Here is a 19,161-nt window from a genome sequence, read left to right as displayed (position 1 = left end):
CTGGCGTTGACTTTTGGCACGCTGTTGAGTTCTCAAGGAACGGTCGCTTCCTTTGTACTCACCCTCTCGGGCTTTCCTCCGGGCTTCCCTTCGGTGTTTCCAACCTTACCAGATCCGTTTTCCGTTCCGTTTCCGGTCGGAATTCATTTCCGGTGGCCGTTGGAGGGCCTTTGCCTTATCGATTGCCTTCCGGCTCTCTTTCGGCGAGTCCGACTTTATCAGAAGTTCTTGGCCGGTCTGACCGGCCACTCATTCTGAGTAAATCGGGAGTGGCTTCAATGTCTCGGAGAGAACTCTCCGTTGTGAAGCAGATCGATTCTAACGATCAGCCCCGAACCTGTCCAGTTCTAGGCAACTGTTTGAATCTACCTCCCCATCCCACCCGTGTCAACGGGTCTTCCGGGGCGAAGAGGAGACTAGCAGCTCACAGGAGGTCTCCGCACATCAGGCGGCCGTCGGCACGAGCGCGCTGCGCTCGGTCTCCTCGAGGTCACCTGTCTCACCGGCGCGAGCGGCACGGCCGCCGATGACGAAGACGTAGGCCAGGAAGGCCAGCTCAGCGGCTATTCCGATGCCTATGCGCGCCCAGGTCGGCAGGCCGGACGGGGTGACGAAGCCTTCGATGGCGCCGGAGACGAACAGGACGAGAGCCAGGCCGATCGCCATGCCCACGGCGGCGCGGCCCTCTTCGGCCAGGGCTGTACGGCGGCTGCGTGGGCCCGGGTCTATGAGGGTCCAGCCGAGGCGGAGTCCGGTTCCGGCGGCCACGTAGACCGCGGTCAGCTCCAGCAGCCCATGTGGGAGGACCAGGCCGAGGAAGGTGTCGAGGCGGCCGGCCGAGGACATCAGGCCGAAGCCGACGCCCAGGTTCAGCATGTTCTCGAAGAGGATCCAGAGGACCGGGAGACCGAGGAAGACGCCCAGGACCAGGCACATCGCGGCGGCCCTTGCGTTGTTGGTCCACACCTGCGCGGCGAAGGAAGCCGCGGGATGGCTGGAGTAATAGGTCTCGTACTCGCCGCCGGGGCGGGTCAGCTCGCGGAGCTGGCTGGGGGCCGCGATGGTCGACTGCACGTCCGGGTGTGTGCCGATCCACCAGCCCAGGACGATCGCGATGGCCGTGGATATGAGCGCGGTGGGTACCCACCAGTGGCGGGAACGGTAGACGGCGGCCGGGAATCCCTGTCCGAGGAAGCGGGCGACGTCGCGCCAGGAGGCCCGGCGGGTGCCCGTCACGGCGCTGCGCGCGCGTGCCACGAGTTGACTGAGGCGGCCGGTGAGCTGCGGATCGGGAGCACTGGACTGGATCAGGGAGAGGTGGGTGGCGGTGCGCTGGTAGAGCGCGACGAGTTCGTCCGCCTCGGCTCCGTTGAGGCGCCGCTGACGGCGCAGGAGCGCGTCGAGGCGGTCCCACTCGGCTCGGTGTGCGGAGACGAAGACGTCGAGGTCCATCGGGTCTGCCTGCTCCTCGGCTGGTCGTCGACTGCCTGTCGTAGCAATGTCGCGGCTGTCAGCTTGTCGTACTGCGGCGCGATGCGCCCTCAGCTTGGCAGACTTGCGCTGTACAGGGCAGACCAGGGAAGGCGGCGGGCGTGAGTGAGCTGGTGACGGGCGAGGCGGTGGCGCTCGAACTGCGTCCCGCGAGGCTGCCCAGCAGGGCGCTTGCCGTGCTGCTCGACCTGATCGTGACCTTCACCGTGTACATCGGTGTCTCGATCGGCCTGGCGGCGGCCACGGCCTCCCTAGACGACGCCGCCCAGATCGCCCTGACGATCGCGGCCTTCCTGCTGGTGCTGGTCGGTGCGCCGATCGCGGTGGAGACGCTGAGCCATGGGCGCTCGCTCGGGAAGATGGCGTGCGGACTGCGGGTCGTGCGGGACGACGGCGGACCCATCCGGTTCCGGCATGCTCTGGTGCGGGGCGCGCTCGGTGTGGTCGAGATTCTGATGACGTTCGGGGTCGTCGCGTGTATCGCGTCGCTGGTCTCGGCACGTGGGCGGCGGCTCGGGGACGTGTTCGCGGGAACCCTGGTCGTGCGGGAGCGGGTGCCCGTCGGGCAGACCCGTTTCGTTCCGCCGCCTCCGCCCTGGCTGGCGGGACGTTTCGCCGAGCTGGACCTGTCGGCCGTTCCGGACGCGCTGTGGCTCGCCGTCCGGCAGTACCTGACGCGGATGCAGCAGCTCGATCCGCAGGTCTCGTGGGCGATGGCCGCGCAGCTCGCGGGGGATCTCGCGACGCGGACGGGTACTCCGGCGCCCACGGACATTCCGCCGGCCGCCTATCTGGCGGCGGTGGTGCAGGAGCGGCAGGCCCGCGAGGCCCGGCGGGCCTTCGCCGACCATGCTTCTCCGTCCGCCGGTGTCCCCCGCGCGTACGCGCCTCCGGTACCCGGTGCGCCCCCCGCACCCGCACCCGCACCCATGCCCACCGCACCTGTCACTCGGCAGCCGGCTGCGCCCGTGACTCCTCCCCCTGCGGCGGCCGAGCGGCCGGCCACCGGGTTCGTGCCGCCGGCCTAGGCGCGCTCCGGCCCGTGGGGCCTGCTGCTCGGTCTCACTCTCACTCCTCGGGGTCGGTGAAGGACGACGGCGGTGACCGCAGGTCCTCCAACTCGATTCCGGGGGCTGCCAGGACCACGTCGCCGGCGAGGTGCACAGGGTGCTGTTCTCCTGTGTCCAGGGCTGTGACCTGGTACTCGTCCACGGTCAGAGGGCCGTTGTCAGTGGCGTGTGCTTCTCTTTTCAGCAGGGCCCAGGACTGGTCCACGGTGCGTGGGGCGAGGACCGGGTCCGTGAAGGCCACGAGGCGTACGCGGGTCGCGGCGGCGGAAGGGGTGAGACGCAGGAGACGCGCGGTGGCGACGAGGAACGCGGGGGACGTGCCGGTGAAGGCGTGGGCGCGCACATTGCCTTCGGTGGCATGGGTGCCGGTGGGGTCCGTACGGACCCAGGTGACGCCGTCGAGGGCGGCGCCACGGACCTGCCAGCCCCCGGCGTGCAGTTCCAGGCGGATGGGGCGGCCGAGGTCGTCGAGGGCGAGATCGACCGAGCCGCTGTGGTCGCCGGAGGGGGTGGTCACTTGGGAGACATAACGCCAGCCGGAGGGGCCGGGGGCGCACTGGAAGTGTTCTTCGCCGAGGGGGGTGTGATCGTGCGGATCGTGGAGCGAATAGCGGCCGCGGGGCATGGGGGTCCTGGGGCTTGACGGGTCGTGGGTCCGGCGCTCGGACCTGCGGTACGGCCGCGCGGGCGGTCGACGGGCCAAAGGGGCAGGCCCCCGGCACGGGGGTGCGGGGGCCTGCCTCGGCGGACCGGAGGACCTGCCGCCGGGAGAGCGCGTCGGTGCACGGGTGCGCTTCCCGGTGGGCGGGGCTCGGACTCAGTAGCGGTAGTGGTCCGACTTGTACGGACCCTCGACCTTCACGCCGATGTACGCGGCCTGCTCGGGGCGCAGCGTCGTCAGCTTCACGCCGAGCGAGTCCAGGTGCAGGCGGGCGACCTTCTCGTCGAGGTGCTTGGGCAGCGTGTAGACGCCGACCGGGTACTCGTCGGGCTTGGTGAACAGCTCGATCTGGGCCAGGGTCTGGTCCGCGAAGGAGTTGGACATCACGAACGAGGGGTGGCCGGTGGCGTTGCCCAGGTTCAGCAGGCGGCCCTCGGAGAGGACGATGATCACCTTGCCGTCGGGGAACTTCCAGGTGTGGACCTGCGGCTTGACCTCGTCCTTGACGATGCCGGGGATCTTGGCGAGGCCGGCCATGTCGATCTCGTTGTCGAAGTGGCCGATGTTGCCGACGATGGCCTGGTGCTTCATCTTGGCCATGTCCGAGGCCATGATGATGTCCTTGTTGCCGGTCGTGGTGACGAAGATGTCGGCCTTGTCGATGACCTCGTCGAGGGTCGTGACCTGGTAGCCGTCCATCGCGGCCTGGAGGGCGCAGATCGGGTCGATCTCGGTGACGATCACGCGGGCGCCCTGTCCGCGCAGGGACTCCGCGCAGCCCTTGCCCACGTCGCCGTAGCCGCAGACGACCGCGGTCTTGCCGCCGATCAGGACGTCGGTGGCGCGGTTGATGCCGTCGATCAGGGAGTGGCGGCAGCCGTACTTGTTGTCGAACTTCGACTTGGTGACGGCGTCGTTGACGTTGATCGCCGGGAACAGGAGGACGCCGTCGCGCTGCATCTCGTACAGGCGGTGGACGCCGGTCGTGGTCTCCTCGGTCACGCCGCGGATCTCGGACGCCAGCTGGGTCCACTTCTGCGAGCCGTCCGTGATGGTGCGGTGCAGGAGTTCGAGGATGACGCGGTGCTCGTCGGACTCGGCGGTGTCGACCGAGGGGACCTTGCCGTCCTTCTCGTACTCGACGCCCTTGTGGACGAGGAGGGTGGCGTCACCGCCGTCGTCGAGGATCATGTTGGGGCCGCCGGTGGGACTGTCCGGCCAGGTCAGCGCCTGCTCGGTGCACCACCAGTACTCCTCCAGGGTCTCGCCCTTCCAGGCGAAGACCGGGATGCCCTGCGGGTTGTCGGGCGTGCCGTTCGGGCCGACGGCGATGGCGGCGGCCGCGTGGTCCTGGGTGGAGAAGATGTTGCAGGACGCCCAGCGGACCTGCGCGCCCAGGGCGACCAGGGTCTCGATCAGGACGGCGGTCTGCACGGTCATGTGCAGGGAACCGGTGACGCGGGCGCCGGCCAGCGGCTGGGTCTCGGCGTACTCCTTGCGGATCGCCATCAGGCCGGGCATCTCGTGCTCGGCGAGGGTGATCTCCTTGCGGCCGAAGTCGGCCAGGGAGAGGTCGGCGACCTTGAAGTCCTGTCGGTTGTCGACAGTCGTCATTGCGAGCTGCTCCTCGGGTTGGGTCGAGGGTGGGTACGGCTGGTCTGCGCGGCGGCGGACACAGGGGTGCCCGAGAAGAGGACACAGGCATGCCCGCGTGCGCGCAGCGCAGTCCGTCGGAGGCCCTCTCTCCCTCGGACGGCCCGTCTGGGACCGCCCGACCGCCATCAGCAGCGACGTCTGGCTCCGTCCCAAGCTACACCGGAGGAGCGGGCCGTCCCCAGTCCGCCTCCGAACAGATCACGCCGTTCGAGGGGTCAGTGGTCGGCGGGGTGGGGGGTCGGGCCGCCGGGGGTGGCTTCCGGGTCGGGGCCCTCGGCGGCCTCTGCCTCGCTGTAGATGTCGGGTTCCAGGTAGATCACGCGGGCGATGGGGACCGCGGTGCGGATGCGGGCCTCGGCGGCGTTGATGGCCTTGGCGACCTCGGTGGCCGTGTCGTCGTGCTGGACGGCGATCTTGGCGGCGACGAGGAGTTCCTCGGGGCCGAGGTGGAGCGTGCGCATGTGGATGATGCCGGTGACGGTGTCGCCGTCGACGATCGCGGCCTCGATCTTCTTGACATCCTCGGCGCCGGCGGCCTCGCCCAGCAGGAGGGACTTGGTCTCGGCGGCCAGGACGAGGGCGATCATGACGAGCAGGACACCGATGCAGACGGTGCCGATGCCGTCCCAGACGCCGTCGCCGGTGAGCACGGCGAGGCCGACGCCGCCGAGGGCGAGGACCAGGCCGATGAGCGCGCCGAAGTCCTCGAGGAGGACGACGGGCAGCTCGGGGGCCTTGGCGCGGCGGATGAACTGCGACCAGGACAGCTTGCCGCGCAGTTCGTTGGACTCCTTGATGGCCGTCTTGAAGGAGAAGCCCTCGGCGATGACCGCGAAGACGAGGACGCCCACCGGCCAGTACCAGTGCTCGACCTCGTGCGGGTGGCTGATCTTCTCGTAGCCCTCGTAGATGGCGAACATGCCACCGACGGAGAAGAGCACGATGGAGACGAGGAAGGCGTAGATGTACCGCTCACGGCCGTAGCCGAAGGGGTGTTGCGGGGTCGCCTCGCGCTGGGCCTTCTTGCCGCCGACGAGCAGCAGGAACTGGTTGCCGGAGTCGGCGAGCGAGTGGACGCCCTCGGCGAGCATCGACGAGGAGCCGCTGAACGCGAACGCCACGAACTTCGATGCCGCGATCGCGAGGTTGGCGCCGAGTGCCGCCACGATCGCCCTGGTGCCGCCTGACGCGCTCATGTGTCCGCGGTGTCCCTTCTCGTTCTCGCCGTCGTCCGTCTACGCCGTCCGGGCGGGTGGCCGCCCTTGCCGGTGCTCGTCTTTGCCCGTGCTTTGCCGGTGGGTCATTCTTGCAGCCCTGTCCGGGAGCGGCTCATCAGGTATCCACACCCTCGGTAGGACAATCAGACCCCGAGAGAGGCGGGGACCTCTCAGACGATCACCGTGGCGCGGAACACCGTGCCCGCGCCCGACACCTCCGCCTTCTCACCCGCCGGGACGAACACCGAACGGCCGGGGGCCAGGTCGTACTCGCCGACGTGTACCGCACCGGCCGTGCAAAGCAGGATCTGCGGGGTGGGCAGGGTCAGGTCATGGGCCGCGGTGCCCTCGGGCAGGACGTACCGGGAGAGCCGGAACTCGTCGATCGGCGTCTCGTAGACCTCCTCGCCGTCCGGGGCCGCCTCGGGACGCAGCACCCCGGCGTCACCCGCCTCGAAGCGGACGATGCGCAGGAGTTCGGGGACGTCGACGTGCTTGGGGGTCAGGCCGCAGCGCAGGACGTTGTCGGAGTTGGCCATGATCTCGACGCCGAGGCCGTTGAGGTAGGCGTGCGGGATGCCGGCGCCGAGGAAGAGGGCCTCGCCGGGCTGCAGGCGGACGTGGTTGAGGAGCATGGCGGCGATCACGCCGGGGTCACCCGGGTAGTGGTGGGCGATGTCGGCGTAGGGCAGGTAGTCGCCGCCGAGGCGGGTGCAGGCGGCCGTCGCCTCGGCGACCGTGTGGGCCATCTCCTCGCGGTCGGCGCTGAGGATCGCGGTGAGCACCTCGCGCAGGGCCGCGCCCTCGGGGCGGGCACGCAGCAGGTCGACGTACGGCTTGAGGGAGTTCACGCCGAGGCCGTCGAGGAGTTCGGCCGCCTGCTCCGGGGCGCGGAAGCCGCACAGGCCGTCGAACTCCGTGAGCGCGCAGATCAGTTCGGGCTTGTGGTTGGCGTCCTTGTAGTTGCGGTGCGGGGCGTCGACCGGGATGGCGCGCCGCTCCTCGTCCTCGTACCCCTGCCTGGCCTGCTCGAGGTTGGGGTGCACCTGGAGGGAGAGCGGGGCGCCGGCGGCGAGGATCTTGAGCAGGAAGGGCAGCCGCGGGCCGAACTTGGCCACGGCCTCCTCGCCCAGTTCGGCCTTCGGGTCCGCGTCGATGACCTCGACGAGCGTGCCGCGCGCGGTGCGCGAGGGGGCGCCCGGGTGCGCACCCATCCACATCTCCGCCTGCGGCTCACCGCTCGGCTCGACCCCGAGCAGCGTCGGGATGGCGGTCGGGGAACCCCAGGCGTAGGGGCGGATGGTGTTGTCGAGGAGGTCCATGACGTCTCTCTGCCGGTTCTCTCTGCGGGCGGGGGCGGACAGGGTTGCGCGGGGGGGGGACGGAGCACAGGGTGCGCCCTATGGGTCGTACGACGGCGCACGACGGTGCACGACGGCTGTGTTCACCGTGTGTTCCCTCACCGGTTCGCCTTCGGTACGGCCCTCAGGTCGCCCTTCGTACGGCGGGTCCGGTGCCGGTGTCCACCTCAGGCCCTCGAAGCGAGCGCCAGGTAAACGGCGGCGAAATCCGTGACGGCGATCAGTTCCGCCAGGGTCTCCAGCTCGTCGCCCGCCTCGGGCTCCAGCTCGCTGATGGGGGTGTCGTGGCTGAGGGCGAGGTCGCGGGCGGCGGGTGCGGCGGTGAGACCGCCGATGGGACGGTCGCGGAGCAGCACCACGTGCGCGTGCAGCGCGGGCGGCTCGTCCACGCGGTCACGGAAGAAGTCGTCGGGGTCGGCGCTGGCGGCGAGTCGCCCGGCGAGCAGGGCGGTGTGGGCGGCCAACGCCTCGGGGAGTTCGGCGACCAGGGCGGGACGGCCGGCCAGTTCGGCGAGGGCGGCGGCGAAGCGGCGGCCGGCCGGGCCCGCCGAGTCGCCCTCCGTCCAGACCACCGGGAGCGCGTCGGCGAGTTCCGCGGCGAGGGTCTTGGCCGGGTTGCTGTAGGTCACGATGGCCGGGCCGCAGCGCTCGGCGATGTGGTCGAGGCGGTCGGCGACCTTCTCCAGCGCGTCCGGCGGGGCGGTGAGCAGGCCGATGCGGTCGAGGAGCGCGAGCAGCGGGGTGAGCAGCGCCCAGAGAACGCCCGGTGAGGAGCCGGCGAGCGGCTCGCCCTGGTCGTACGGCGCCGTCGCCATCGGCATGAACACGCCGTGGGCACCGGCCACCGCCTCGGCGAGCGGGGTGCCGGCGGGGGCGACGGCGGCGACCGAGCAGCCACGTCGGTAGGCCTGGTCGGCGAGGAGGGAGAGGCTGGGTTCGGTGCCGTCCGGGGTGGCGATCAGCAGCAGGTCGACGGAGCCGGCCCAGCCAGGGAGCTCCCAGCGCAGGGCGCCGGCGGCCGGGGCGACGCCGGTGGGGGCCAGACGGGTGACGGGGCTGCCGGGGCCGGCCAGCGTGCCGAGGAGGTCGGCGGCGTGGGTGGCGGCGACGCCGGGGCCCGCGATCAGGACGGCGCGGGGGCGGCCGTCCGGCTTCAGCTCCTGGACACCGGCCTCGGCGGCGTGCCGGGCGGCCGTCCGGACGCGGGCGCCGGACTCGGCTGCGCCGCGCAGCAGACCTCGGCGGTCGGCCTCGGCGAGGCCCTCCGGGGTGTCGAGCAGCGTTTCGTCGAGCATGGAGCGGCCTCCGGTTGCCGGGGTCCTGGTCCTGGATCTGATCTTGTTCTTGGGGCGCTGCCGCTGCGGTTGCGGTGCCTACGCCGGGCGGCGGGCCTCGTCGACGAGGAGGACCGGGATGCCGTCGCGGACGGGGTACGCCAGGCCACAGTCCTGGCCGGTGCAGATCAGCTCGGGGTCCTGCTCCTTGAGGGTGGCGTGGCAGGCCGGGCAGGCGAGGATCTCCAAGAGGCCGGCTTCGAGCGGCATGGGGGGGGTTCCCTTCGGGACGAATGTTCGCGTGCGGTCAGGTTACCGCCGGTGGGGTGGGTTGGGCTGGCCACGGGTGACGGCTGGCCGTCCGCCGAGGTGAGTCGGCGGACGGCGTGGAACCGAGTTGGTGGGGTCAGGCCCTGATGATCGCCAGTACCTCGTCGCGGATCTTCGTCATCGTCGCCTCGTCCCTGGCCTCCGCGTTCAGGCGCAGCAGCGGTTCCGTGTTGGAGGGGCGGACGTTGAACCACCAGTCGGCGGCGGTGACGGTGAGGCCGTCGAGGTCGTCGAGGGTGACGTCGTCCAGGTCGCCGTAGGCCGCGCGGATCGCGGCGAGGCTGGCCTGCTGGTCGGCGACCGTCGAGTTGATCTCGCCGGAGCCGGTGTAGCGGTCGTACTGGGCGACGAGGGCGGAGAGGGGTCCGGTCTGGCCGCCCAGGGCGGCGAGGACGTGCAGGGCCGCCAGCATGCCCGTGTCGGCGTTCCAGAAGTCCTTGAAGTAGTAGTGGGCCGAGTGCTCGCCGCCGAAGATCGCACCGGACCTCGCCATCTCGGCCTTGATGAAGGAGTGGCCGACACGCGTGCGGACGGGGGTGCCGCCGTTCTCCCGGACCACCTCGGGGACGGTCCAGGACGTGATCAGGTTGTGGATGACCGTGCCCTTGCCGCCGTTCCGGGCCAGCTCGCGTGCGGCGACGAGGGCCGTGATCGCAGAGGGGGAGACCGGCTCGCCGCGCTCGTCCACGACGAAGCAGCGGTCCGCGTCGCCGTCGAAGGCCAGACCGAGGTCCGCCGACTCGGCGCGCACGCGCTGCTGGAGGTCCACGATGTTGGCGGGGTCGAGCGGGTTGGCCTCGTGGTTCGGGAAGGTGCCGTCCAGCTCGAAGTACATCGGGACCAGGGTCAGCGGCAGGCCCTCGAAGACCGTCGGGACCGTGTGGCCGCCCATGCCGTTGCCCGCGTCGACCACGACCTTCAGGGGGCGGATGGAGGTCAGGTCCACGAGTGAGCGCAGGTGGGCCGCGTAGTCCGACAACGTCTCGCGCGTGGTGACGGTCCCCGGGGTCTCGGCCGGCTCGGGGGCGCCCTCCTGCAACCAGCGCTCGGCCAGCTCCCGGATCTCCCCCAGGCCCGTGTCCTGGCCCACCGGCGCGGCTCCCGCGCGGCACATCTTGATGCCGTTGTACTGCGCGGGGTTGTGCGAGGCCGTGAACATCGCGCCGGGCAGGCCGAGGGCACCCGAGGCGTAGTACAGCTGGTCGGTCGAGCACAGGCCGATCTCGGTGACGTCGACGCCCCGGGCCGCCGCACCACGCGCGAAGGCGCGGGACAGACCGGGCGAGGAGGGCCGCATGTCGTGGCCGACGACGATCGCGGCAGCACCGGTCACCTGGACGAACGCGGCGCCGAACAACTCGGCGAGCGCCTCGTCCCACTGGTCCGGGACCACTCCGCGCACGTCGTACGCCTTCACGAGCTGCGACAGATCAGCTACAGCGGCCACAGGCCAACCCTCCTGGAATACTTTCGGTCGCCCCAAACTACCTGGCCCGGGTGAGGGTCCGACGCCGGATCCCCCGGCGCATGCGCCGCGGACTCCTGGCTGTGATCTGCGGTGATCCCACTCGGGCGATCACGATCGATCGCAGGGGTCAGAGATCGGTAGGAGTCGGTCGGTAGGAGTCGGCACGCCCCGGCTCGGCTCGGCTCGGCTCGGCTCGGCTCGGCTCACGGCAGCATCCAGCCCAGCACCGGTCCGCTCTGCGCCATCACGATCAGGCACATCACCAGCAGCAGTCCGAGGCTCCACGGCAGCACCCTGCGCAGCAGGTCCCCCTCCCGGCCCGCCAGGCCCACCGCCGCGCAGGCGATCGTGAGGTTCTGCGGGGAGACCATCTTGCCGAGCACGCCGCCGGAACTGTTGGCGGCCGCCAGGAGCTCCGGCGAGAGGCCCGACTCGTGGGCGGCGCTCACCTGGAGGGCTCCGAAGAGCGCGTTGGCCGAGGTGTCGGAGCCGGAGACGGCGACGCCGAACCAGCCGAGGACCGGGGAGAGGAAGGCCAGACCCGTGCCTGCCGCCGCCACGAAGTGGCCGATCGTCGCCGCCTGTCCGGAGAGGTTCATGACGTAGGCGAGGGCGAGGACGGACGTCACGGTGAGGATCGCGAACCGCAACTCGCTTACGGTCGCCGCCCATTCCGCGACCGCCACGCGCGCGTGCACGCGCAGGACGGCCGCCGTGGCGATGCCTGCGAACAGGACCAGCGTGCCGCCCGTGGAGACGACCGGCCAGGTGAAGAGATTTCCTCCGACCGGTTCGCCCTTCGGGTTGACGACGTCCAGGAAGGGCCAGTCGTAGACCCTGTTCGCCTTGGCCAGCCAGTCCTTGACCGGCGGGATCTGGGCGATCGAGAAGACCGCGATGATCAGGGCGTACGGGGCGTAGGCGCGCAGGACTCGGGGCCGTTCGTCGTACTCGTCCAGGTCCGCGCTGCGGGCGCCCGTGAGGACGGCCGCGCGGACCTCCTCGGCCGCCGGCACGCGCACGTGCGGTACGGCGAGCAGGGCGGCCGCACCGGCCAGGGCGGCGCAGATGTCGGCTAGTTGGGCGGAGACGTAGTTGGAGGCGGCGAACTGGGCGGCGGCGAAGGCGACTCCGCACGCCAGGGCCGGCACCCAGGTCTCGCGGAGCCCGCGTGCGCCGTCGACCAGACCGACCAGCACCAGGGGCACCACCAGGGCGAGGAGCGGGGTCTGGCGGCCGACGACGGAGGCGACCGAGTCCAGGGGCAGACCGGTGACCTGAGCGAGCGTCACGACCGGGGTGCCCATCGCGCCGAAGGCCACCGGCGCGGTGTTGGCCACCAGGGAGACGACGGCCGCGCGGACCGGGTCGAAGCCGAGGGCGACGAGCATCACCGAGCAGATCGCGACCGGGGCGCCGAAGCCGGCCAGCGCCTCCAGGAGGGCGCCGAAGCAGAAGGCGACCACGAGGGCCTGGATGCGAGGGTCGTCGGAGAGTCGCCCGAACGAGCGGCGCAGGACGTCGAAGTGGCGGGTACGGACCGTCATGCGGTATACCCACAGGGCGTTGACGACGATCCACAGGATGGGGAACAGGCCGAACGCGGCGCCCTGGACGGCGCTGGAGACGGTCTGGTCGAGCGGCATGCGGTAGGGCGAGCCTCGCGACGAGTACGGCGGCGAGAAGGCCGCTCAGGCCTGCCAGATGAGCTTTCATGCGGACCCCGCCGAGCAGGACCAGGACGATCAGCAGCGGCAGGGTGGCGACGAGGGCGGACAGGCCGAGCGAGTCGGCGACGGGTTCCAGTTCCTGGACGTACACGGGCGCCTCCCCGGATTCCGGCATGCGGAAAGCGTTTTCCCGCCGACGGTCATCCGGAATGGCCATGTCCGCGACAAGAGTGCGTCAAGGGGTGGGCACGAAGGAACGATTCATCTCCCTACGAGAAACCCCGCGAGGCCCCCACACGGCCCTGCGAGACGTCGGCGGCCCCTACGAGACGTCGGCCGCCGCTCGTCACACCGTCAGTTGTCCGGTGACCGCAGCACCCGCAGATGGCCGCGCCGGGCGACCTCCATCGGGTCCGCGCCGCGACCGCCGCCCGCCTCGGCCGCTCGCTCCTGGGGGCGGGCCGCCTCGCGCACCGCGTTCGCCAGCGCTTCCAGGTCGTCCCCGCTCGGACGCGCGGGAGCGGAGCCGTCGAGGAGGCGGACGACCTCCCAGCCGCGCGGGGCGGTGAGGCGCTCGGAGTGCTCGGCGCACAGGTCGTAGCAGTGGGGTTCGGCGTAGGTGGCGAGCGGGCCGAGGACCGCGGTCGAGTCGGCGTAGACGTACGTCAGCGTCGCGACGGCGGGTCGGCCGCAGGCGGTTCGCGAACAGCGACGTACAGGGCTCACGACGTTGGACGGTACCGCACTCTTGAGCGGGCCGCGACGACTCTCCCCCAGGTCACTCCACCGTGTCGTACTGTGAAACGCCCCACACCCCCCTCCCGACACGCCCTTCCGACCTGCACGGAAGGGATCGCCCGGCGTAACGGCCGACACCGCATCCGGTCACGAGTCGGTACAAACACCGTCAATTGCCTTGAGTTCGCCGGTCTCGTGGAGATACGGAAACGAGCCCAACCTTGGCCGGAATGGTCATCCTGCGACATGCCGTCCGTGCCGGTGCCGGTGCGTGGAGCGGCGCGGCCGGAGCCCGCGAGGACTACGCTTCACCAGTGATGGACAACCGTGTACCGCCCCGTGCCGCCGCCCCCGGGCCCCGTCGACGCGATCGCCACGGTCGGGGCATGCGCGGACCGATCGCACCACCCCAGGTGCCGCTGGCCGCGAGCCGCGCCGACGTGTTCGCGGACCTGGTGCAGGACTCCGTGGAGCGCCTGGAGCGGCGCTGGCCGCAGCTCGCCGACATCGACTTCCTGGTGCTCGAAGTGCCCCGGCTGCAGGACCGGCACACCGAGAGCTGGGACGACGAGGCGGTGCCGCTGGGCGGCGTCATTCCCGCGCGCGAGGGACGCCGGGCGCGGGTGGTCGTCTACCGCCGGCCGGTCGAGATCCGCACCAAGGGGCGCGACGAGCGGGCCGCGCTGGTGCACGAGGTCGTCGTGGAGCAGGTCGCCGAGCTGCTCGGCCTCACCCCGGAGACGGTCGATCCCCGTTACGGCGAGGACTGAGCCCCCTCCCCCTCCGGCTGCCTCGCGCCGCCCGGCTACTTCTGCAGCACGGACACGTCCTGGTCCGCCTCCGGTACGGCCACCGTGCCGCGGTCGTCCGGAAGGGTCTGGATCGTGAAGCCCGGGACACCGTCCTCGGTCGCCGCCAGGGTGCGGGCGCCGTAGACCGGACCGCCGGAGACCGTCTCCACGGTCAGGGCGTAGGTGCCCTTCAGCCCGGACGGGACGGGGGCGTCGATGTTCTGGGTGGTGCCGGACTTGATCGTGAACGTCTTGGACACCGCCGTGCCGCCGCCGCTGCCCGCCGACGCCGTGACCTTGACCTGGGCGGTCGCGGTGGGCGCGGTCAGGGAGAGGGTGGTGCCCTTTCCGCTGTTGTCGGCGGACGTCGCGCGCGTGCCGACCGGTGCGGTCGCGGGGATGTACGCGGTCTCCTGGTTGCTGCCCTTGCCGCGGGTGACGCGCAGGGCGGCCACCACCGGCACGGACTGGTCGGAGGGCGTGAGGATCAGCGAGCCCGCCTCGCCGCGCGTGACGTCGCCGAGGTCGGTCGCGGTGGTCATGCCGGACTTCACGTGCAGCGTCTCGTTGCCGGCGGGGGTGATCGTGCCGTCCGGGGAGGCGAGGCGCACCTTCAGGTCCGCGTCGTTGTCGCCGGAGGTGAAGGCGATCAGCCGGACGTCGGTGGCGTCCTTGGGGATGCCCGGCAGCACCAGGCTGCCCGCCGGGTCGGCGGAGGCGGCCAGCCAGTCGCCGCCGGTCTTGGCGTCCAGGGCCTGCACGCTCGCGCCGACCCGGCCGCTGCGCACGCTCACGTGCACGGTCAGGTCGGTCTGGCGCTCGTCGGTGAGCGTGGAGAGCAGGACCGGCTCACTGGCGTGCGGCTGGACCGTGATGCCCTCCCCCACCGTGGACTTGAGCTGGCCGTCCTTGCCGTACAGCTCGATGTCGACCACGGCGGCGCTGTCGTCGGGGTTGGTGAGGTGGACGTAGTCCGTACGGCTCGCGGCGGTGCTGGCGCCGGGGAACCAGAACTCGGTGTCGGCCGCGGTGCAGTTGACCCCCTGGAGGCCGCGTCCGGTGCCCGCGGCGACCTCGGTGGTCTCCTGGACCGTCCAGCCGGAGGCGTACTTGCCCTCGGCGGTGCCGACGTAGGCGGGTCCGTCGGCGCCGGAGGTGTCCCCGGTGGCCGGCGTGCCGGGCGTCTTGGGGGTCAGGACGGGCTTGGCGGCCTTCTTCTTGCCGCCGCTGTTCCCCGTCCCGTCCGCCGACTGCTCGGTGGCGGCCTGGAGCCCGGCCTTGCCGTCGCTCGGGGTGCCCTCCGTGACGGGCGTGAACGACGTGTACGAGGTGTCCGCGATGTCGGACAGGCTGGGCGCCGGGCACAGCAGCGTGGAGCGCTCCACGGGCAGCTGGGCGGCCGCCTCGGCGGCGTGCGCGGGGGCGGTGGCCGGCGCGTTGAGCTCGGCGAACCCGGTGACCGCCGCGAGGGCCGCGGTACCGGCGAGCAGGGACAGGGTGGTGCGGTTCACTGCTGGCTCCCGTCGTGGTGCTCGCCGCCGGTGCCGCGCTGCTGCTGGGCGGCCGGGTCATAGGCGGGGTCGTAGGCCGGGTCGTAGCCCTGCTGGTACGTCGGGTCGTACGCCGCCTGCCCCTGCTGACCGCCGTAGGCGTACGGGTCGTACTGGCCGGTCTGGTAGGGGTCGTAGCTCTGCTGGTCGTAGCCGCCGGTCCGGTACTGGCCGGTGCCGGCCTCGGCGCCCTGGTACGGGTCGGTGTAGCCCGTGGCGTAGCCGTCGGCCTGCGGGTAGGACGCCGGGTCCCACTCGTCGTACGACTGCTGGTGCGGGACGGCCGCGGCCGGGGTCTCCTCCTGCGGAGCCGCCGGCGGGAAGTCGGCGCCTTCCTGGGCCTCGGAGGAATCCTGGTACTCCTGGGACTCCGGGAACTCCTCCTCGGCCTCCGCCTGGGCGCGCAGGCGACGGGCGCGGCGGCCCTCGCCCTCGGTCGCCTGGGCGGGGACCGGCTGCTCCTCGGGGAGGTCGTCGTCGACGTCACGGCGGCGGCCGGGCAGGGCGAGGACGACCAGGACGACGGCGAGCGCGCCCTGCGCCCACAGCCAGGCGGTGTGGGTGAACGGGGTGTCGTAGGTGACGTCCAGCTTCCCGCCGGAGGAGGGGAGTGCGAAGCCCTGGGCCCAGCCGTCGACGGTGGTGCGGGTCAGCGGCTTGCCGTCCAGGGTGGCCGTCCAGCCGGGGGCGGCCGAGTCGGCCAGGCGCAGGACCCGGCCGTCGGCGCCGGCCGGGACGGTGGCGTGGATGTCGACGGGTCCCGCGGCGACGGAGACGGAGGTGCCCGAACCGTTCGCGGAGACGATGGTCGCGCGGGAGACCTGCTGGTCGACGCGCCACAGGGCGCTGCCGTCCTGCTGGCTGAGCCGGGACAGGCCGGGGGTGGCGTCGAGCACGCGCGTGATGTCGCGCGGCGCGCCCTTGTGGACCAGGACGTAGCGCACCGCGAACCCGCCGAGCTGGTCGGCCTGGTCGGCGCCGGAGCCGGCGACCAGGTTGGCGACGACCTTGTCGAGCTTGGCGTTCTCGCCGTCGGCGGCGGCCACCTCGGCGTCGCCCATGCGGGCACCGGAGCCGCGTACCAGCATGTAGGTCACGCGCGCGGTGCTGTCGCTGTCGAGGACGAGGGTGCGGACCTGGTCGGTGGTGGAGCTGTCCTCGGCGACGAAGGCGGGCACCTGGGTGGGGTCGCGGCGCTCGACCGGGCCGTCGGCGCCCGCGATCATCCAGCCGGCGGCGAGCAGCAGCGGGCCCGCGGCGGCGGCGAAGGCGATCAGGGCGGCCACCGGCTGGCGCCAGCCGAAGCTCTGTTCGGCGACCCGCGAGCGTGCTCCGTCGGCGCCGAGCGCGGCGGCGGCCAGGATCGCGATGCCGTAGACGAGGGTCGCGGGGCCGGCCCAGGTGGACTTGTTGGACAGGACCGCGAAGACCAGGCCGACCAGGGCGACCGCCCAGGCGGTGCGGACCGCCGACTGGCGCTCGGAGCGCAGCAGGGCGGCGAGCGCGGCCAGGACGACGCCGATGAGCAGCAGGCCGTCGACGGTGCCGGGGCCGCCCGGGCTGGCGCCGAGCAGGTCGAGGGCGGAGGCGGCCGAGGAGCCGTACTCCAGCCCGGCCTCCTTGAAGAAGCCGAACGGCAGCAGGGTCAGCGACCAGGGGGCGAGGACCAGCAGCGGGGTGCCGAGCTGGGCCAGCAGCCGCAGGCCGGAGGCGACCAGGTCGGAGCGGCGCACGGCGAGCACGGCGAGGCCGAGGACCAGGGCGATCGGCCAGATGATCGGCGTGAACGCGGTGGTGACGGTCAGCAGCAGCGCGTACGCCCAGGTGGCGCGCCAGCTGCCGCGTGCTCCGGAGGAGTGCGTGAGGCCGCTGGCCGCGATGCCCGCGCGGGCGATCAGCGGCAGCAGGATCGCGAGGACGGCGGTGCCGATGCGGCCGCCCGCGAGGGCGCCGGTGGCGGCGGGCAGGAAGGCGTACGCGATGGCCGCCCAGGCGCGCAGCAGGCGCGAGGTGACCAGCGGGCGGGAGGCGAAGTAGGCGGTGAACCCGGCCAGCGGCACCGAGGCGACCAGGAGCACGGTGACCGCGAGCCCGGTGGAGCCGAACAGCAGGGAGGCCAGGGAGGCGATGATCGCGAGGTACGGCGGAGCGGCGGGGGTGCCGCCGGCGCCGACCGCGTGCCAGGCGTCCAGGTAGCGCGACCACAGCTCGCTCGCGGTGCCCGGGGCGGGCAGCAGGGCGCCGCCCGCGAGGGCGCCGGAGCCGAGCAGGGCGCGGCAGGCGACCAGCGAGAACAGCAGCAGCACCAGGAAGAGCACCGGGCCCGGTTTGCGGGCGATGCGCTTGAGGCGGGCGAACTGCTCGATCTCCAGGAAGTCGGCGTCGTCGCCGCCGGGCCCGGACTCGACCGCGCCGCCGTGCCGGCCGGCCGCGGAGATCTCGTCGTCGGCGCCGAAGAGGTTGCCCGCGACCTGCTCGACGGTGGCCCGGACGGTGGCGCCGGGCGGCGGGAACAGGGGGCGAAGCTCGCCCTTGTCGAGCTGGGAGCGGCCGCGCCTGCGCCGCCCGGCGATGATCCGCTCGGGCCGCAGCAGGGTGCCGAGGAGGCCGCGGATCTCGTCGAGGGCCTGTCCGGGGACCTTGCCGACGAGGTACGCGACGGTGCGCAGCAGGGTACCGAGGACCAGGCGGAGCAGGATCCAAGGCAGTGCGGCCGTACGGGCGTTGACCAGCAGGGTGTAGATGGCGCCGGCTTTGTCGACCTTGTGCGGGGAGGTGGCGGTGCGCCCTGCGCAGTCGACGGTGCGGCGCTCGCGGGAGGCGGCCTCGGCGTGCCGTACGACGGCCTCGGGGGCGACCAGGACGCGGTGTCCCGCGTTGTGCGCGCGCCAGCACAGGTCGACGTCGTCGCGCATCAGGGGCAGCCGGCGGTCGAAGCCGCCGAGTTCCTCGAAGACGTCGCGGCGGATCAGCATGCCGGCGGTGGAGACGGAGAGCACGGGCCGTACATGGTCGTGCTGGCCCTGGTCCTGCTCACGCCGGTCCAGGCCGGTCCAGCGGCGGCCGGAGTTGGCGATGGTGACGCCGACCTCCAGGAGCTGCCGGCGGTCGTACCAGCCGCGCAGCTTGGGGCCGACGACCGCCACGTCGTCGCGGCCCAGCTCCAGCTCGTTGTCGACGACCCGCAGCAGCTGGGCCAGGGCGTCGGGTTCCGGGGCGCAGTCGTCGTGGAGCAGCCACAGCCACTGGACCGGCTCGCCGTACGGCAGCTCGGGCATGTCGTAGGCGTCGTCGCGCCACTGGCGGGTGACCGGGTCCCAGCCGCTGGGCCGCTTCAGGTACGGCAGGTCGTCCGGGGTGAGGACGGGCGCGGTGCGGCTCGCCTCCTCGACGGCCTGGCCGAAGCCGGTGCGGCGGGCGAGGTGCAGGACGTTGGCGTCGCCGAGGGAGGCGGTGAGCTGCTGGGCGGAGTCGTCCGCGCTGCCGGTGTCGGCCGCCACCGCGTACTGGACGGGGCGCTCCTGGCCGAGCAGCCCGGCGAGCGCGTCGGGCAGCCAGCGGGCGCCGTCGTGGGAGACGAGCACCGCGGTCACCACATGACGCGGGAACTCGGGTGGGCGGGTCGGGTCAAACCCCGCTGTGGCAGCCGTGTCTTGGGCTGCCGTGTGGCTGTGCACGGACATCGAGGTACGGGCCCCGGTTCGATGGACTGCGGTGGACTCCTGCGCCCGCTGGTGGCGGCGAGGCGTCTCGGACGAGCGCCCACACTATCGGCTGACCATGTCGACGGCCCGCCGCCTGTGGATAACCCACGGGCGACGGGCCGTTCGCGCAGCTCGGATGTGGGCGTTGTGTGGACGTCCGCTTCGGACGGCAGCCCCGCC

At 72.1% G+C, this 19,161-nt stretch carries 14 protein-coding genes and 1 pseudogene; 3 read left to right on the top strand and 12 right to left on the bottom strand.

What is annotated here, in order from left to right; genetic code table 11:
* On the top strand, positions 1 to 258 hold a 258-nt coding region (locus ACZ4UV_RS36645; protein ID WP_467843851.1), incomplete at its 5' end, for a hypothetical protein.
* Between the two features lie 186 nt (positions 259 to 444).
* On the opposite strand, the gene ACZ4UV_RS36640 is transcribed toward ACZ4UV_RS36645, so the two are convergent.
* Positions 445 to 1,452: a stage II sporulation protein M gene (locus ACZ4UV_RS36640; protein WP_351497619.1), complete on the bottom strand. Its 1,008-nt coding sequence runs from the start codon at positions 1,450 to 1,452 to the stop codon at positions 445 to 447.
* 140 nt (positions 1,453 to 1,592) lie between these two features.
* Here ACZ4UV_RS36640 and ACZ4UV_RS36635 point away from each other — a divergent pair, with 140 nt between their 5' ends.
* Positions 1,593 to 2,519, top strand: a complete 927-nt coding sequence (locus ACZ4UV_RS36635) for an RDD family protein (RefSeq protein WP_467843847.1) — start codon at positions 1,593 to 1,595, stop codon at positions 2,517 to 2,519.
* Positions 2,520 to 2,559: 40 nt separating this feature from the next.
* Here the strand turns inward: ACZ4UV_RS36635 and ACZ4UV_RS36630 are convergent, their stop codons facing one another.
* From ACZ4UV_RS36630 to ACZ4UV_RS36590, 9 genes and pseudogenes are all read right to left on the bottom strand, one after another.
* The gene (locus ACZ4UV_RS36630; RefSeq protein ID WP_467843843.1) at positions 2,560 to 3,186 is read right to left on the bottom strand and encodes a hypothetical protein; all 627 of its coding nucleotides are present in this window, start codon (positions 3,184 to 3,186) and stop codon (positions 2,560 to 2,562) included.
* A gap of 192 nt (positions 3,187 to 3,378) precedes the next feature.
* Positions 3,379 to 4,836 carry an adenosylhomocysteinase gene (gene ahcY / locus ACZ4UV_RS36625; protein ID WP_390047114.1) on the bottom strand — a complete coding sequence of 486 codons (1,458 nt, stop codon included), beginning with the start codon at positions 4,834 to 4,836 and terminating at the stop codon, positions 3,379 to 3,381.
* Positions 4,837 to 5,093: 257 nt separating this feature from the next.
* On the bottom strand, positions 5,094 to 6,074 hold the full coding sequence (locus tag ACZ4UV_RS36620) for a cation diffusion facilitator family transporter (protein WP_467843839.1): 981 nt from the start codon (positions 6,072 to 6,074) through the stop codon (positions 5,094 to 5,096).
* Between the two features lie 191 nt (positions 6,075 to 6,265).
* Positions 6,266 to 7,417: a mannose-6-phosphate isomerase, class I gene (gene manA, locus ACZ4UV_RS36615; RefSeq protein ID WP_467843836.1), complete on the bottom strand. Its 1,152-nt coding sequence runs from the start codon at positions 7,415 to 7,417 to the stop codon at positions 6,266 to 6,268.
* Between the two features lie 206 nt (positions 7,418 to 7,623).
* Positions 7,624 to 8,751 (bottom strand): SIS domain-containing protein, encoded by a 1,128-nt coding sequence (locus tag ACZ4UV_RS36610; RefSeq protein WP_451021530.1) that lies wholly within the window; start codon positions 8,749 to 8,751, stop codon positions 7,624 to 7,626.
* Positions 8,752 to 8,829: 78 nt separating this feature from the next.
* Positions 8,830 to 9,000 carry a Trm112 family protein gene (locus ACZ4UV_RS36605; RefSeq protein ID WP_390047108.1) on the bottom strand — a complete coding sequence of 57 codons (171 nt, stop codon included), beginning with the start codon at positions 8,998 to 9,000 and terminating at the stop codon, positions 8,830 to 8,832.
* Positions 9,001 to 9,136: 136 nt separating this feature from the next.
* Positions 9,137 to 10,507, bottom strand: coding sequence for a phosphomannomutase/phosphoglucomutase (locus ACZ4UV_RS36600; protein WP_451021531.1), 1,371 nt, complete (start codon positions 10,505 to 10,507; stop codon positions 9,137 to 9,139).
* A gap of 224 nt (positions 10,508 to 10,731) precedes the next feature.
* Positions 10,732 to 12,349: pseudogene (locus tag ACZ4UV_RS36595) on the bottom strand (L-lactate permease).
* A gap of 203 nt (positions 12,350 to 12,552) precedes the next feature.
* Positions 12,553 to 12,975: a DUF3499 domain-containing protein gene (locus ACZ4UV_RS36590; protein WP_293994172.1), complete on the bottom strand. Its 423-nt coding sequence runs from the start codon at positions 12,973 to 12,975 to the stop codon at positions 12,553 to 12,555.
* A gap of 278 nt (positions 12,976 to 13,253) precedes the next feature.
* On the opposite strand from ACZ4UV_RS36590, the gene ACZ4UV_RS36585 reads away from it, so the two are divergent.
* A complete protein-coding gene (locus ACZ4UV_RS36585; RefSeq protein WP_351497662.1) occupies positions 13,254 to 13,706 on the top strand; it encodes a metallopeptidase family protein in 453 nt (150 codons plus the stop codon).
* A gap of 35 nt (positions 13,707 to 13,741) precedes the next feature.
* Here the strand turns inward: ACZ4UV_RS36585 and ACZ4UV_RS36580 are convergent, their stop codons facing one another.
* Positions 13,742 to 15,238, bottom strand: coding sequence for a DUF5719 family protein (locus ACZ4UV_RS36580; RefSeq protein ID WP_451021752.1), 1,497 nt, complete (start codon positions 15,236 to 15,238; stop codon positions 13,742 to 13,744).
* Complete coding sequence (locus ACZ4UV_RS36575; protein ID WP_467843829.1) at positions 15,235 to 18,960, bottom strand: glycosyltransferase; 3,726 nt, start codon at positions 18,958 to 18,960, stop codon at positions 15,235 to 15,237. The genes ACZ4UV_RS36580 and ACZ4UV_RS36575 overlap by 4 nt, the downstream gene beginning before the upstream one ends.
* Positions 18,961 to 19,161: the final 201 nt, after the last annotated feature.

Source organism: Streptomyces sp. NPDC028289 (genome assembly GCF_055565975.1).
The sequence above is the reverse complement of the archived record's forward strand: the minus strand, read 5'-3'. Positions and strand labels throughout refer to the sequence as shown.